This window comes from Mycobacterium sp. TH-M103 (genome assembly GCF_057473785.1).
Genome location: NZ_JBYCLG010000109.1, coordinates 1 through 14,579 on the forward strand (window position 1 = coordinate 1; position 14,579 = coordinate 14,579).

Genomic DNA, 14,579 nt, shown 5'->3' on the forward strand with positions numbered 1-14,579 from the left:
TGGCGAATCACCGGCCAGAAGGTGTGGACGTCGTACGCGCAGATGGCGTCCTGGTGCGTGCTGGCCGCCTGCACCCACCCCGACGCCCCGAAGTCCAAGCGGCTCAGCCTCTTTCTGATTCCGATGGACCGGCCGGGCTTCACCGTCCGCCCGATCCCGTCGATGCTGGGGCCGCACCATCTCAACGAGATGTTCCTCGACGAAGTCGCGGCCTCTCCCGAGGACGTCCTCGGCGAGCCCGGCGACGGCTGGCGGGTGATGCGCGAAGCGCTGGCGTTCGAACGGGTCGGCATCGCGCGGTACGCGCGCTGCGAGTCGCTGCTGGACCGGCTGCGCGCCCGGCTCGGCGACGAGTGGGACACGCTGCCCGAGACGATCCGCGCCCGCTGGGTGCGGGCGCTGGTCGATCTGCGGGTGGCCAGGCTGCTGGCGTATCGGGCCGTCTCGCTGCAGGATGACCCGGCGGCGGGCGCGGCGGCCAGCGCCGCGCGCATCGCCACCACCACCTGCGACCAGCAGGTCGCGGAATTGCTCTTCGACGCGCTCGGCCCGACGGCCCTGGACAGCGGATCGTCTGCCCCGCTGCACGGGGCAATCGAAGACCATTGGCGCTATGCGCAGGCGGCCACCGTCGCGTCGGGAACCATCGAAGTCCAGCGAATGCTGGTCGCGCGGGAAGTGTTGGGAGAACATCGGTGAAAACCGCTCTGCCAGAAGACATCAGCGACTTCGCCGCCGTTGCGGTCAAGCGCCTGGGCCGGCTGGGCGGCCCGCAGGCGGCGCTGCGCGCCGAGAGCGATCGGGGCGTTCGGGACGAGGCGCGGGTGGCCCTGAGCGAGGTCGGCGCCTTCGACCTCGACGTGCGATCGTCCTCCGACGACCTGCTGGCCGCTGCCGTGTTGTGCCGCGCCGCCGGCGCGACGGCCCTGCCCTACCCCGTCGTCGAAGAACTGCTCGCGATCGACGGCGCGCGACTGGCCCTGGTCAATCCCGGCGCGCCCCGCATCGACCACGGCGACCTGGCCGGCGGCTGGATCGCCGCCGACCTCGACGGCAACCGCTACCAACCCCATCCGGCGGCGCCCACCCACGCCAAACTGGGGCCGTTTCTGGTGCCGGCTTCGCTGGGCGCACTCGATGGCGCGGTCGCGGCGACCGACGTTAACCTTCATCTCGTGCTGGGGTCATGGCGGATTCTGGGGGCGCTACAGCAGGCGCTGCACATCGTCACCGAACATGTCCTCGCCCGGGTCCAGTTCGGCAAGCCGTTGGCCGACTTCCAGGCGGTCAGTTTCGCCGTCGCGGACGCCTCGGTCGCGGTCCGGGGTCTCGAGGAACTCGCGAAGTACACGGTGTCCCGCGCCGAAAGTCCAGGGCCCCGTGTGCGTTCGGCCGACGCACTGGTCCTGCGGCTCAAGGCCGCCGACACCGCGCGGCAGGTACTGCGCACCTCGCACCAGTTGCTCGGCGCGCTGGGTTTCTGCGACGAGTCCGACATCAGCGTGCTCGACCGGCACACCCAGCCGCTGATCCGGCTGCCGCTGGGCGCCGAGGCCCTGGCGCTGCGCCTGATCCCCGACGTTCGCGACGGCCACCTCGAGACCCTGTTCACCGGGCCGGTCACGGCGTGAGTGACTCGGCCTTGCCGACCGCGCCAGCCGCGGCCCCCAATCCCCTGGCGGACGGCATCCCCTTCGGAACCAAACTGCAGCAGCTGGCCGAGGAGAAGCGCGACGAGAAGGCGGTGACCGTCGTCGGTCTCGACGGCACCGCGGAGTCGCTGACGTTCGGTGAGCTCGACGCGCGCGCCAACCAGTGGGGGCGCGCCCTGGCCGCCGGCGGCGCCGGACCGGGTGCGCTTGTCGCGCTGGGGGTTCCGAATTCTTTGCACCTGGTGCTCGCCGCGCTGGGGTGCTGGAAGATCGGCGCGGTTCCGGTCCCCATGCATTGGGACCTACCCGAATGGGAGCGCGACCGGGTGCGTGAGGTGATCGCGCCGACCGTGGTGGTCGACGAGAAGAGCCGCTGGGAACTGGACGCACGCGCTGCCGGCGAATCCGCAAACCCCTTGCCCCCGGTCGTCTCCCCCAACGTCAACGGAATCTGCAGCAGCGGGTCGACGGGCGTTCCGAAGGTGATCCTCAGCCTGGCGCCGTCGCTGTGGACGCCCCAGCACGGCGAACCGTTCCTGTCGAACTGGACGCCGGTGGCCCAGCCGCAGACGATCATGGTGCCCGCGCCGATGTATCACACCAACGGCTTCGCCACCTTCTTCTTCCTGCTGGCGGGCGACCATCTGGTGATCCTCGAGAAGTTCGACGCGGCACTGGCATTGGACGTGATCGAGCGCTTTCGCATCACCAATTTCACGGCCACCCCGACGATGCTGGCACGCATCGCGGCCCGGCCCGACGTCAGGCAGCGTAACCTGTCCAGCGTCGTGTTCATCCTGCAGGGCGCCGCGGTGATGCCGCCGTCGCTGATGCACACCTGGTTCGAGCTCCTGAGCCCCGAGCAGATCGTGTCGGCCTACGGCATGACCGAGAACCTAGGGCTCACCGCGCTGCGCGGCGACGAGTGGCTCGCCCATCCGGGCAGTGTCGGACGGGGCTTCCGGGAGACGGAAATTCGGATCCTCGACGCCGGCCGGACACCGCTGGGCCCCGGCGAGCACGGCGAGATCTACCTGCGCGCCCCGATGGCCGCGGGCTCGCGATATCTGGGCGGGGCGGCGCCGCTGCCGTCGACCGACGACGGCTTCCGCTCCGCCGGCGACATCGGCTACCTCGACGAGGACGGCTACCTCTACATCGTCGACCGCCGCGTCGACATGATCGTCACCGGCGGCGCCAATGTCTTTCCCGCAGAGGTCGAGTCGGCGCTCGCGGGCCACCCCGGCATCGCCGACGTCGTGGTCATCGGACTCGCCGACCCGCAGTGGGGACGCCGCGTGCACGCGGTGGTGCAGCCGGCCGACCGCGCGCCGCTGACCGCGCAGCAGGTGATCGAGTACGCCAAGAGCCGGCTGGCCCACTACAAGGCGCCCAAGACCGTCGAGTTCGTCGACGCGATCCCGCGCACCGCGGCCACGAAGGTGAACCGCTCGGCGATGATCGCGGCCCGGGGCGGCTAGCTTAATCCGGCTCTTCACAGCCGCCTCGGCGCCCAACGTCCCGGAATAGGCCAACGTCGACGCCGGACCAGACCCCGCCATCAACGCCGTGTAGTTGGCCTCCGGGCTAAACGTCGGCCACGGGTGCGGCACCACAACCCCCCAGGACTACAGCGACAGCGCCGCCGCGCGGATCGCCTCACTGGCCACCGTGGTCTCCCCCGCCAACGCCTGGGCATCCGAAAACAGTCCGCGCTGGGCCGCATGCTGGGCGGCGGTCGCCACATACGCCGCACCCACTGCGGCCAATGCCGCGGCAAATTCGGCCGAATCGGCATCCGCGCCCATCGGCGCGACGCCCAACAACGTCGGCGCGCCGGCGCTCGCACCCGCACCCGTCTGCTCGGCCAAACCGGCCTGGGTCACCGCCGCAGCCCCCACCTCGGAGGGCTCCATCGCAAATACCATCGCCGCTTACCTCCACCCCGCAGGCGAATACCAGCCAATCCTAACCGCCGCCCCCCGGTCCAGCAGTACACCAGAAGCGCACCAAGCCAACCCCCGCCGACGCCCGCGGGACCGTTCTGGGTGGATCCATCCCCGCGCGCGGTAACCTCATTCTCAACGCGCAGGCACCGCGCGACGGAAGGGGACCGAGCAACTCATGACCGCCCCCGGCGAGGAAGCCGAAGTGACCCGCGGCGACCGCTTCATCAAGACGGCCGTTGCCATCCTGGGCGAAACGGGACGCACCGACTTCACCGTGCAGGAGGTCGTCACGCGCTCGCGGACCTCTCTACGGGCCTTCTACCAGCATTTCAGCAGTAAGGACGAACTGCTGCTCGCACTGTTCGAGCGGACCATCGCGCAATCGGCGCAGACGTGGCGTGCCGAAACCGCCGCGATGGACAGCACGGCGGCGCTGAAGCTCGTCCTCGACCGCATCAGCCAGAAGCCGGAGTCGACGACCCAGGACAGCCTCAACCGGGCGCTGACCCTCTACAACCAGAATCTGGCCGAGACCCGCCCGCGGGAGTACGCCCGCGTGCTGTCCCCCCTGCACCAGCTGATCCGCGACGTCGTGGGGCAGGGCATCACCGAGGGAGTGTTCAACCCGGGACTCGATGTCGGGGCCGCAGCCGCGATCGTGATGCAGACCGTGATGGGTGCGCAGCGATTGCACTGGCTGGGCACCGAATTGAACGGAACTCCGATCGACGCGGGCCAGCTGTATGACTTCTGCAGCCGCGCCCTGGGCATCCGGGACGCCGCCGACGAGCCCGCCGCGCCGTCGCTGCGGGAGTTGTTCGCGCAGGTGGGCATGCGGCCCGGGACCCGCGACGGCGAGTTCGCGATGACGATGCCGGTCAGCCCCCAGGTGGTCAACACCTCCGGCGCCCTGCAGGGTGGCCTGATCGCCACGCTCGTGGACGTGGCGGGCGGCCAGTTCGGGCTGGATTTCCTGCAGCCGGGCACCACGATGACCACCGCGGACCTGTTCGTGCGTTACCTGCGGCCGATCCGCAGCGGCTCCGCGGTGGCGGTGCCGCGCATGCTGCGGACCGGCCGGCGGGCGATGGTCATGCAGGTCGACATCTACGGCGACGGCCAAGGCGACGGGGACGAGCTCGCCGCGACCGCGACCGTGAACTTCGCGATCATCAACGGGGCGACACCGACGGCGGGCCTGCAGGCGGACGCGTAAATCCCGGTATACCCGGTTGCGCCACGGTGGTAACGTCATTACCACACGATGAGAACCCTGACTTCAAGGAGATCGCCATGCCGTCTCGCGAGCTTCCCTTCCCCGTGTTCGACGCGGACAACCACATGTACGAGCCGCAGGAGGCGCTGACCAAGTTCCTGCCGGAGAAGCGCAAGAACGTCATCGACTACGTGCAGGTTCGCGGTCGCACCAAGATCGTCGTGCGCGGCCACATCAGCGACTACATCCCCAACCCGACGTTCGAGGTGGTGGCGCGCCCCGGCGCCCAGGAGGAGTACTTCCGCAACGGCAGCGGCGGCAAGAGCTACCGCGAGATCCTGGGCGAGCCGATGAAGGCCATCCCCGCCTTCCGCGAGCCGGGCGCCCGGCTGGAGGTGATGGACGAACTCGGCATCGACTACGCCCTGATGTTCCCGACACTGGCCAGCCTGGTCGAGGAGCGCATGAAGGACGACCCGGAGATGACCCACGACGTCATCCACGCGCTCAACCAGTGGATGTACGAGCAGTGGTCGTTCAACTACTCCGACCGCATCTTCGCCACCCCGGTGATCACGCTGCCGATCGTCGAACGGGCACTCGAAGAACTCGAGTGGTGCCTCGAGCGCGGCGCCCGCACCGTGCTGGTCCGCCCCGCGCCGGTGCCCGGCTACCGCGGCAGCCGTTCCTTCGGCCTCGAGGAGTTCGACCCGTTCTGGCAGGCATGCGTGCGCGCCGAGATCCCCGTCTCGATGCACGCCTCGGACAGCGGCTACTCCGAGCTGCTCAACATCTGGGAGCCCGGCGACGAATTCCTGCCGTTCAAGCCGACTGCGTTCCGCAGCCTGGCCATGGGCCACCGGCCCGTCGAGGACGCGTTCGGCGCGCTGATCTGCCACGGCGCGCTGTCCCGCAACCCCGACCTGCGGATCCTGTCGATCGAGAACGGCGCCGACTGGGTCCCCCACCTGTTCAAGGGGCTCAAGAGCGTCTACAAGAAGATGCCGCAGGCATTCAGCGAGGACCCGATCGCGACCTTCAAGCGCTGCGTGTACGTCAGCCCGTTCTGGGAGGACCGCTTCACCGAGATCGTCAACATGGTGGGATCCGACCGTGTGGTCTTCGGATCCGACTGGCCGCACCCCGAAGGGCTCAAGGACCCGATCTCCTTCGTCGACGAACTCAAGGACTTCAGCCAGGAGGACGTCGAGAGGATCATGGGCGGCAACATGATGAAGCTGATGAAGGTTTCGGCGTCCGCCTCCAAGAAACCGGTGTCCGCCTGACCCGACGCCTCTCAGGGGCCACGTTCGCCCGGGTCGGTCGAGACTGCCGATTCGGTGGCGGCACGGACCGAAACCACTCCCCGCGACTCCCACACCGCCAGGCTGACGCCGTCGGGACTTTGGCGACCGTGTTCGCGCAGGATGGCGTCGAGGTCGGAACGGGTGATCCTGCAGCGTCGCAGATTCGCTTGCTGCAGTTGGCCATCGCGAATCAGGACGCGCACGGGCGGGTCGACGAGGCGGCGTATCCAGGGGACAAAACGCAGGCGAGCGACGACATCATGGGCGGCGATCAAGGTCACCAGCGCGGCGACCCCGGTGGTCCATGAGGTGCCGGCGGCCGTGGCGGTGCGACCGATGATGGCGCCGACCGCGACACCCGTGACCCAGTCGAAGGGCGTCAACTCGGACATGGTGCGCCGAAGGGTGAGCCGGAAAGCCGCTGCGGCGGTGGCGAACAATGCGGCCGCCTTCACGGCGGCATAAAGCGCGGGCCGCCACCCGTCGTACAGCTCGAGCAGTAGGCCGCTCATCGCAACGCCGCCGGTCAGGACCCGCGGGGTCGGCAGCGGGCTATCGGAGTGCCGTAGAGGCGGTAGTGCTCGCCGGTGTCGATCTCCGGAGCGGCCCCCTCCTGGAAGAGGACGATGATGTCCGAGCCGCCGAACTGGAAGTAGCCGAACTCCTCGCCCTTGGCCATCCGGGTGTCCTCGGCGGCGGTGATCACCACCGAGGACACGTGCGCCATCCCGACCGGGATGACCGCGACGATACCGATGTCGCCCCCGTCGGAGTCGGCGGTGTCGACGGTGACCACGCCCCGATTCTGGGCGAACTCGAAGCCGGTCGTCGCGCTGTCGCTGGCCACGAACTCCTGGTTTTTCAGACCGACGTGCATGCAGACCGTTCCGGCGTTCCGGAAGGACTCGGCGATCCGCCCCGACACGGGCAGATGGAAGCGGTGATACGACGACGGCTTCAGCATGTAATGGACGAAGGTGCCACGCGCGAAGCTCTCGGCATAGCGACTGCCCTCGATCAGCTGCGTGATGTTGCCGTACTTGTGGGTGTTCTTGATGGTGATGGCCGGGATGTTGGAGTCGCCGTCGATGTCGTAGGCGTGCTGGAATACGCAGTCGGCCGGCGACGTGACGATCGTGTTGCTTCCGGGCTCGGCGATCGGGCGGAGGCCGCCGTTGAGCCGGCGACCGAAAAACTGGTTGAACGTCAGCCAGCCGCTCGCCTCGTTCGGCTTTCCTTCGACCAGCGACTCGTAGACCCGGTATTCGGGCGCATTCTCGATGAACGATTGCAGGATCTCCGGACTGAACGATTCCGGGGTGTCCAGGAAACTGCCCCACTGCCGGGCGAATTCGGTCATCCAGTCCCGGAAGGCGCCGGAATCCTGCGGCGCGCCGCGCTCACCGTCCTGGTCGACCAGGAAAAAGAAGTGCGAGATCCGGTCACTGACCTCCTTGGCGTGCCGCTGGCCGGGATCCATTCCCCGCCACGCCGTCGCGTCGGACTGGCGCGGCAACCACCTGAGGAAGCCTTTCAGGTATTCCTCGTACTGAGCAATGTCCTCGGGCCAGTCCAGCGCCTCGAAAAGGTCGGCGTTCAACTCGGCTTCGGCCGACTTGCGCGCGTTGACCAGTGACTGCTCGAGCAGCTCGGCCAAGCCCTCCTCTTTTCCGAGGACGTCTTGCAAACCCGTGATGATCGCATCCTGCTGGCTCATTCGGCCGCTCCTCGTGTGCTCCGCCCTGACAGAAGTTAAGTACGGCGGTTACCCGCATAAGGCGAGGTGTTAACCGGGGCGCGCGGCCGCGCGTCGAGGACCGGGCCATCGGGCAACTTCTGCGGTTGCGGCAACGGGGGACGGGTACTCGTTCACGGATGACTACTCACACCGTATCGATTCGCCCGTCCCCGATCGACCCCGCGGAGGTGCGCCAATGATCACCCTCACCGCCGACGCCCCCGAGTCGCTGACGCGTACGACGCCGTCGCAACGCCCGCCCCTGCGGGTCGGACTGGTCCAGCATCGCTGGCGTGCCGACCATGCCGAGCTCACCAGCGTCCTGGGCGACGGCATCGCGCGGGCCGCCGCCGGCGGCGCCCGCGTGGTGTTCCTGCCCGAGTTGACCCTGATCCGCTATCCGGGCGACCTCGCCCCGCCGTCTCCTCCGGTCAGTGCCGCCGAAGATCTGCTCGCGGGACCGACATTCGCGTTCGCCGCCGAATGCGCGCAGACGAACGACGTCTTCGTGCAGGCTTCGCTGTACGAGAAGGCTGCGAACGAAGACGGCAAGGAAGACGGATTGGGCTACAACACAGCAATTTTGGTGTCCCCCGCCGGCGAACTAGTCGCCCGCGTGCGCAAGATGCACATCCCCGACTCCGAGTGTTACCGCGAGGCCGCGTACTTTCGCCCCGGCCCTGCCGACGGGGACCCGTATCCGGTGCTCACACCCGAGGGGCTCGACGCAAGGATCGGCCTGCCGACCTGCTGGGACGAATGGTTCCCGGAAGTGGCCCGGAGCTATTCGCTGCATGGCGCCGAAATAGTGGTCTACCCCAGTGCCATCGGGTCGGAGCCCGCCTTCCCCGACTTCAACAGCGAACCGCTGTGGCAGCACGTCATCGTCGGCAACGGCATCGCCAACGGCTTGTTCATGGTCGTGGCGAACCGCACCGGCGACGAGGGCAAGCTCAAGTTCTACGGTTCGTCGTTCATCTCCGACCCGTACGGCCGGGTGCTGGCGCAGGCGCCGCGCGACGAAGAGGCGATACTGATCGCCGACCTCGACCTCGACCAACGTCGCGACTGGCTGGACGCCTTCCCGTTTCTGCGCACCCGGCGTCCCGACAGCTACGGTGCGCTCGTCGATCGACATTAGCCACGAGTCAGTCTCGCCAGCGCGAATTCGGTTGCCCGCCAGCGCCTGAACGAGCCTGCGCCGACATCTGCGCGGCGACCGCCCGGGTGATGACGCGCCACACCGGCCACGACGCCAGCCCGAACGCTCCATGCCGGCGGCGTGCGCGGCCGCCTGCAAGGCCTGCGGAGACGTCTGCGAGGGACACGGCAACCAGCTACGAGCACGCCGGGTCTTCGCCGAGGTGTGCCGGCGCTGCTGCGAGAAGGCGTGCCAGGAGATGACGAAGTCGCTCGGCTGGGGCCGTGCACCCAAATGGGCCCGCCGACCGCGTCGGCGGGCCCATCGCGTCGGCGGTGGTGTGGCAGCCCTCACGCCGCCGTTATGGATCCGTGCCCCGGGCGCCGGGCCCCGATTGATAATGTGGTGGTCAATAATTGACGAATACGTCGACGCATTGGGCCTGGCGACTTCGCGTCCATTTGCGACCAGGCCGGTGGGAGGTTCCGCAGGAGGGACGGCCATATGGTGGCCGAGAACGACCGGGACGGACCCGTTGATGCGGCCGAGAACGTACGCCGCGTCTTCGAAAACGTCCCCGTGATGCTGGTCGGGCTCGAGGGGCCTGATCACCGATTCGTGGCGGTCAACGCGGCGTTCCGCGCATTCCATCCGGCTTTCGACCCCATCGGCCTGCCCGCGCGCGAGGTTTTTCCCGAGCTGGAAAGTCAGCAGATCTACCAGATGTTCGACCGGGTGTACACGACCGGTGAATCGCAGTCGGGGAGGGAATGGCGGCTGCAGGCCGACTTCGACGGCTCGGGAGTCCACGAACGCTTCTTCGACTTCCTCGTCACGGCCCGGCACGGCGTCGACGGATCGATCGAGGGCGTACAAATGCTGTTCGACGACGTCACGAACCGGGTGCGGGCCCGCTCGGCCGCCGAGGCGCGGATGGAGGAGCTGTCCGAGCGCTACCGCAACGCGCGTGATTCGGCCATCGTCATGCAGCAGGCTCTGCTGGCCCCGTCGGTACCCGTGGTCCCCGGCGCCGACATCGCCGCCCAGTACCTCGTCGCCGCGGAGGACACCGCGGCCGGCGGCGACTGGTTCGAGGCGGTGCCCCTGGGCGATCGGCTCGTTCTTGCCGTCGGCGACGTGGTGGGCCACGGCGTCGAAGCCGCGGCGGCGATGGCGCAACTGCGCACCGCCTTGCGGATGCAGATCTTGGCGGGGCAGACGATCCCCGAAGCGCTCGAGGCCGTCGACCGCTTCCACCGGTTCGTGCCCGGCTCGAAGTCGGCCACGGTGTGCATCGGCTCCCTCGACTACAGCACCGGGGAGTTCCGGTACTGCACCGCCGGTCACCCGCCACCGCTGTTGGTGACCACCGACGCGAAGTCGCGGTACCTGGAGCCCTCGGGCGCGGGCCCTTTCGGCAGCGGCACCGGTTTTCCGGTGCGCACCGCGGTCCTCGACGTGGGCGATGTGATCTTGCTGTTCACCGACGGTCTGATCGAACGGCCGGGCCGGCCATTGGGCGCCAGCACCGCCGAGTTCGCCGAGTTGGCGGCCGGTGTCGCCGCCGGCCACAGCGGGTTCGTCCTCGACAGCCCCGCACGGCCGATCGATCGGATCTGCTCGGAGACGCTCGAGTTGCTGCTGCGGTCGACCGGCTACACCGACGACGTCACGCTGCTCGCCGCCCAGCGGCGCACGCCGCCGCCGCCCTTGCGGCTGACGCTGGACGCCAGCCTGCATACTGCGCGCGCGGTTCGCGCCCGCCTGCGCACATGGTTGTCGGAGATCGGCGCCGACCCCGACGAGACATCCGACGTCGTGCACGCGATCTCGGAATTCGTGGAGAACGCCGTCGAGCACGGCTACGGCGCCGCGGCTTCCGGCGAACCGGGAGAACCGGGAGAACCGGGAGAACCGGGAGAACCCAAGGAAATCGTCGTCGAGGCCGAACTGGCCGGTGACGGCAACCTGCACGCCTCGGTGTCCGACCGTGGCACGTGGAAGGATTACCGCGCGGGCGAGAAGGGCCGCGGGCGGGGGCTTGCCATGGCCGAGGCGTTGGTGTCGCAGGCGCAGATCAGCCACGGCGCCGGCGGGACGACCGCCAGTGTCGTGCACCGCCTGTCTCGTCCGGCCGACTTCCTCGCCGACACGCTGATCAGCCGGGTTCCTCATCAGCACGCAACCGAATCCGAATTCACCTCGGTGATCGGCGACGACGGCCGCATCGTCGTCAGCGGTGATGTCGACTCGGAGACGGCATCCATCCTGGACCGCCGGATCGCCGTCGAAAGCCGTTCGGGCATAGCATCTTTGACGATCGATCTCAGCGGGGTCACCCATCTGGGGTCGGCGGGCGTCAGCGCGCTGGCCGACGCCCGCGACCGTGCCCGCAGACAGGGCGGCGAATGCGTGCTGGTGGCCGCGCCCGGCAGCCCGGCCCACCACGTGTTGTCGATCGTGCAGATCCCCACGGTCAGCAGCTGTGCCGACAACGTCTTCGCCGAGGAGTCCGAATCTGATCGGGGCTAGCGCAACTGGCCGTGGCGGACTTCGTTGAACGGCACACCGCGGTCGGCGGCGTATTCTCGCGGGAAGCCCAGCACCCGCTCGCCGATGACATTGCGGGCCATCTCGGTGGTGCCGCCGCCGATGGCGACGGTTTGCCGCGACAGGTAGCGCAGCCCGGTCTCGAGTCCGTTGCCGCGCTCCCCCACGACGCCCGCGGCCCCCGCGATCGCCAGCGCCGTATCCACATCCAGGGTCACGGTTTCGGAATGGAACAGCCTGATCAGCGTTCCGGCCGCCGGCGGCAACGCGCCGTCCCTGACGCTGCGGTACACGTGCGCGATCAACTGCTCAGCGACCGCGCGGTGGACCAGGGCCCGGCCGGCCATTTCCCGCACGCGCGCCTCGCCGGCCCGGCCGGTCTTGTCCGCCAGGTCGACGAAGTCGACGGGATTGGCGTTGCCCCCCTCGCTGCCGCTGCCGCTGGCGAACTCCGATCCCTGCCCCACCGCCCGGCGCTCGTGGTACAGCTGCCGCGACGCGACCGCCCAGCCGCCGTCGACCGCGCCGACGACGGCGTCGTCACCGACGTCCACCCCGTCCAGGAACTCCTCGCAGAACTCGGTGGAACCGCTGAGCATGGTGATGCGCCGCAACGTGACACCCGGGTGGGCGATGGGCACCAGGAACATGGTCAGGCCTTCGTGTTTGGGCACATCCCAGTTGGTGCGGGCCAGGCACAGGCCGTAGTCGGCGGCGAAGGCGCTGGTGCTCCACGTCTTGGCGCCGTTGATCACCCAGCGGTCGCCGTGGCGTTCGGCGCGGGTGATGACACCGGCCAGATCGGATCCGCCGCTGGGTTCGCTCAGCAGCTGCACCAACACCTCGTCGCCTCGCAAAGCGGCGGCGATGTGCTGCTTCTTCTGCTCCTCGGTGCCGGTGTCGAGCAGCGTGGCGCAGCAGATGGTGAATGTCGGGGTGTTGAGGATCAGCGGCATCTCGTAGCCGAGCGATTCCGCGTCGAAGGCCTTCTGGTACTCGTAGTCCAGCCCCAGGCCGCCGTATTCGCGGGGAAAGCAGATGCCGGCGAATCCGCCCTCGTAGAGCCGCCCCTGCAGCTCACGCGCCCTGGCCCAGGCCCGCTCGTCGTCACGCGGGGCGGGCGGCGGGCAGTCCGGGTCGATCGTGGGCATGTGTTGTGCCAGCCACGCCCTGGCGCGCGCGGCGAACTCCGCGACCGATTCGGTCGGCGTCATTGCCCGGCGCGGCCCGTCTTGGCCTCCGCGTGCCACGCATACACGAGCTGATTGTGTTCCTCGGGAGTCCCGAACATGGCGCGGTACAACGTGACTCGCCGCAGATACAGGTGTAGGTCGTGCTCCCAGGTGACGCCGATGCCGCCGTGCATCTGCACGCACGCCTGAACAATCTGGCCGGCCATCTCGCCGACGTAGGACTTGGCGATGCTGGCCGACAGCCCCGCCGTCGGCGCCCGGGCGGCGACAGCGGCGACCGCCGCGGCGGTGGTGGCCCGGCACGCTTCCAACCACAGCTTCATGTCGGCGAACTTGTGCTTGAGCGCCTGGTAGGACGCCAGGGGGCGGCCGAAGGTGTGCCGGTCCAGCGCCCACTGGACGGTGAAGTCGAAGACCGTCTGCAGGACGCCGACCACCTCGGCGCACTGCAGGACCTGGGCGATCTGGCTCTGCCGGCCGATCAGCGCGGTGCTCTCGTCCGCGGCGCCCACGGCCGCGGCCTCTGCCACCAGGACACCGTCGAAATGCACCCGCGCGTACTGCTTGACCAGGTCCACCGACTGTTGAGGCTCGATACGGACCCCCGGCGCGTCCGTCGGGACCAGGAACTGCCGGATCCCCTCACCGCACCGCGCCACCACCAGCAGCAGGGCGCTCTGGGCGCCGGCCTCGACGCGGTCTTTGGTGCCGTCGATGCGGTAGCCCGAGCCGGTGTCCGAACCAGTTTCAGCGGCCGTCACCGACGGGTCCAGCGGGGCCCATCCCCGGCCCGGCTCGGCAACGGCCCACGACGCGACCAACTCGCCCGACATCAGCGCGTCGATCGTGGCGGCATGCGCGTGGCGTTCGGCGCACCCGGCGAGGCCGGCCAGCACGACACTGACCGGATACAACGGCCCGGGCGCCACCGTTTTGCCGAGTTGCTCGGCGACCATGGCCAGGTCCGCGAGGCCGCTGTCGGAGACGCTGCCACCGCCCAAGTCCTCGGGAACAAGCAGGCTCGTCCACCCGAGTTCGGCGGCGCGCCGCCACCAGGAAGCGTCGAACGACATGCCCGCGGCGTGCAGTTCACGGACGCGACTCAGCGGCGCTTCTTTTTGCAGAAAGGCTTGGGTCGTGGAGGTGAAGAGTATCTTTTCGGGAGAGTCGACAGCGGTCATGATGCCGGAAGGACCTTCCTTGGCAATTGATCGTCGCCGCAAAACATGCAGAGGAGAGACGCTGGGTGGGGGTGGTCATCCGCCTATTCGGTCCTCGTCGCAGTTCGCCGGCGACTCGATGTTAGCAACGGACAATACAGTAAGAGATACCGGAGTTCAGTCGATAATGATGGTGACGAGCGGCAGGCGCGATGACTGAGGCGGACGAACCGTTCGAGGCTTCTGCCGCGTCGGAGGCCACGGCGGAGGCCACGACGGAGACCACGGCGGAGGCCACGTCGAGGGCCGAGGCGATGGCCCTGGCAGAAGAGGCCGAAGCCGAAGCAGCAGAAGCCGAGGCCGTGGCCGCCGCGGCGCGCGCCCGTGCCCGCGCGGCCCGGTTGCGGCGCGAGGCGATGACGCTGGCCGAGGCTGCCGAGGACTACGGTGACGCGGCCGCCGCGGCTGCCGACGCGGATTACGACTACGACGACTACGACGACGACGAGACGGCCGACGAGACGGCCGACGAGACGGTCGACGAGGAATTCGACGAGAACTACGACGAGAACTACGTCGAGGACGCCGAACAGGGTCACGGGGAGGCTGTCGCCGAAGGTCAGGATGAGGCGGCACCGCGACCGGCAACCCGGCTGGACGGATGGCGGCACCG

General features: G+C 68.8%; 13 protein-coding genes. 8 read left to right on the forward strand and 5 right to left on the reverse strand.

Going from position 1 to position 14,579, the window contains the following annotated elements:
* The 3 genes from AC2VOR_RS06265 to AC2VOR_RS06275 all read left to right on the forward strand — a co-directional run.
* A partial coding sequence (locus AC2VOR_RS06265) for an acyl-CoA dehydrogenase family protein (protein ID WP_486963395.1) occupies window positions 1-699 on the forward strand: 699 nt, incomplete at its 5' end.
* Window positions 696-1,631, forward strand: coding sequence for an acyl-CoA dehydrogenase family protein (locus tag AC2VOR_RS06270; RefSeq protein WP_369737779.1), 936 nt, complete (start codon window positions 696-698; stop codon window positions 1,629-1,631). The genes AC2VOR_RS06265 and AC2VOR_RS06270, both read left to right, overlap by 4 nt.
* Window positions 1,628-3,133 (forward strand): class I adenylate-forming enzyme family protein, encoded by a 1,506-nt coding sequence (locus tag AC2VOR_RS06275; protein ID WP_369737778.1) that lies wholly within the window; start codon window positions 1,628-1,630, stop codon window positions 3,131-3,133. The genes AC2VOR_RS06270 and AC2VOR_RS06275 overlap by 4 nt, the downstream gene beginning before the upstream one ends.
* A 147-nt stretch (window positions 3,134-3,280) precedes the next feature.
* Here AC2VOR_RS06275 and AC2VOR_RS06280 read toward each other — a convergent pair whose 3' ends face one another.
* On the reverse strand, window positions 3,281-3,568 hold the full coding sequence (locus AC2VOR_RS06280; protein ID WP_486963396.1) for a PE domain-containing protein: 288 nt from the start codon (window positions 3,566-3,568) through the stop codon (window positions 3,281-3,283).
* Between the two features lie 208 nt (window positions 3,569-3,776).
* Here AC2VOR_RS06280 and AC2VOR_RS06285 point away from each other — a divergent pair, with 208 nt between their 5' ends.
* Window positions 3,777-4,817, forward strand: coding sequence for a hotdog fold thioesterase (locus AC2VOR_RS06285; protein WP_369737774.1), 1,041 nt, complete (start codon window positions 3,777-3,779; stop codon window positions 4,815-4,817).
* Window positions 4,818-4,894: 77 nt separating this feature from the next.
* Window positions 4,895-6,103, forward strand: a complete 1,209-nt coding sequence (locus AC2VOR_RS06290) for an amidohydrolase family protein (protein WP_369737772.1) — start codon at window positions 4,895-4,897, stop codon at window positions 6,101-6,103.
* A gap of 11 nt (window positions 6,104-6,114) precedes the next feature.
* On the opposite strand, the gene AC2VOR_RS06295 is transcribed toward AC2VOR_RS06290, so the two are convergent.
* Window positions 6,115-6,579 (reverse strand): DUF421 domain-containing protein, encoded by a 465-nt coding sequence (locus tag AC2VOR_RS06295; protein ID WP_486963397.1) that lies wholly within the window; start codon window positions 6,577-6,579, stop codon window positions 6,115-6,117.
* A 71-nt stretch (window positions 6,580-6,650) separates the two neighbouring features.
* Window positions 6,651-7,841 (reverse strand): phosphatidylserine decarboxylase, encoded by a 1,191-nt coding sequence (locus tag AC2VOR_RS06300; protein ID WP_486963398.1) that lies wholly within the window; start codon window positions 7,839-7,841, stop codon window positions 6,651-6,653.
* Between the two features lie 217 nt (window positions 7,842-8,058).
* Between AC2VOR_RS06300 and AC2VOR_RS06305 the strand changes: the two genes are divergently transcribed.
* The gene (locus tag AC2VOR_RS06305) at window positions 8,059-9,003 is read left to right on the forward strand and encodes a nitrilase-related carbon-nitrogen hydrolase (protein WP_486963399.1); all 945 of its coding nucleotides are present in this window, start codon (window positions 8,059-8,061) and stop codon (window positions 9,001-9,003) included.
* 504 nt (window positions 9,004-9,507) lie between these two features.
* On the forward strand, window positions 9,508-11,535 hold the full coding sequence (locus AC2VOR_RS06310) for a SpoIIE family protein phosphatase (RefSeq protein ID WP_369737763.1): 2,028 nt from the start codon (window positions 9,508-9,510) through the stop codon (window positions 11,533-11,535).
* Here the strand turns inward: AC2VOR_RS06310 and AC2VOR_RS06315 are convergent.
* Both AC2VOR_RS06315 and AC2VOR_RS06320 read right to left on the reverse strand, forming a co-directional pair.
* On the reverse strand, window positions 11,532-12,767 hold the full coding sequence (locus AC2VOR_RS06315) for an acyl-CoA dehydrogenase family protein (RefSeq protein WP_369737762.1): 1,236 nt from the start codon (window positions 12,765-12,767) through the stop codon (window positions 11,532-11,534). The two genes, AC2VOR_RS06310 and AC2VOR_RS06315, sit on opposite strands and share 4 nt — an antisense overlap.
* Window positions 12,764-13,927: an acyl-CoA dehydrogenase family protein gene (locus AC2VOR_RS06320; protein WP_369737760.1), complete on the reverse strand. Its 1,164-nt coding sequence runs from the start codon at window positions 13,925-13,927 to the stop codon at window positions 12,764-12,766. The genes AC2VOR_RS06315 and AC2VOR_RS06320 overlap by 4 nt, the downstream gene beginning before the upstream one ends.
* 191 nt (window positions 13,928-14,118) lie before the next feature.
* On the opposite strand from AC2VOR_RS06320, the gene AC2VOR_RS06325 reads away from it, so the two are divergent.
* Window positions 14,119-14,579, forward strand: a 461-nt coding sequence (locus AC2VOR_RS06325) for a hypothetical protein (RefSeq protein ID WP_486963400.1), incomplete at its 3' end; no start/stop codon positions are given.

What these genes read in the sequence shown, in the direction of transcription:
- AC2VOR_RS06320 (WP_369737760.1), bottom strand. Translation starts at nt 13,927, where the DNA reads ATGACCGCTGTCGACTCTCCCGAAAAGATACTCTTCACCTCCACGACC.
- AC2VOR_RS06305 (WP_486963399.1), top strand. Translation starts at nt 8,059, where the DNA reads ATGATCACCCTCACCGCCGACGCCCCCGAGTCGCTGACGCGTACGACG.
- AC2VOR_RS06310 (WP_369737763.1), top strand. Translation starts at nt 9,508, where the DNA reads ATGGTGGCCGAGAACGACCGGGACGGACCCGTTGATGCGGCCGAGAAC.
- AC2VOR_RS06300 (WP_486963398.1), bottom strand. Translation starts at nt 7,841, where the DNA reads ATGAGCCAGCAGGATGCGATCATCACGGGTTTGCAAGACGTCCTCGGA.
- AC2VOR_RS06280 (WP_486963396.1), bottom strand. Translation starts at nt 3,568, where the DNA reads ATGGAGCCCTCCGAGGTGGGGGCTGCGGCGGTGACCCAGGCCGGTTTG.
- AC2VOR_RS06290 (WP_369737772.1), top strand. Translation starts at nt 4,895, where the DNA reads ATGCCGTCTCGCGAGCTTCCCTTCCCCGTGTTCGACGCGGACAACCAC.
- AC2VOR_RS06315 (WP_369737762.1), bottom strand. Translation starts at nt 12,767, where the DNA reads ATGACGCCGACCGAATCGGTCGCGGAGTTCGCCGCGCGCGCCAGGGCG.
- AC2VOR_RS06285 (WP_369737774.1), top strand. Translation starts at nt 3,777, where the DNA reads ATGACCGCCCCCGGCGAGGAAGCCGAAGTGACCCGCGGCGACCGCTTC.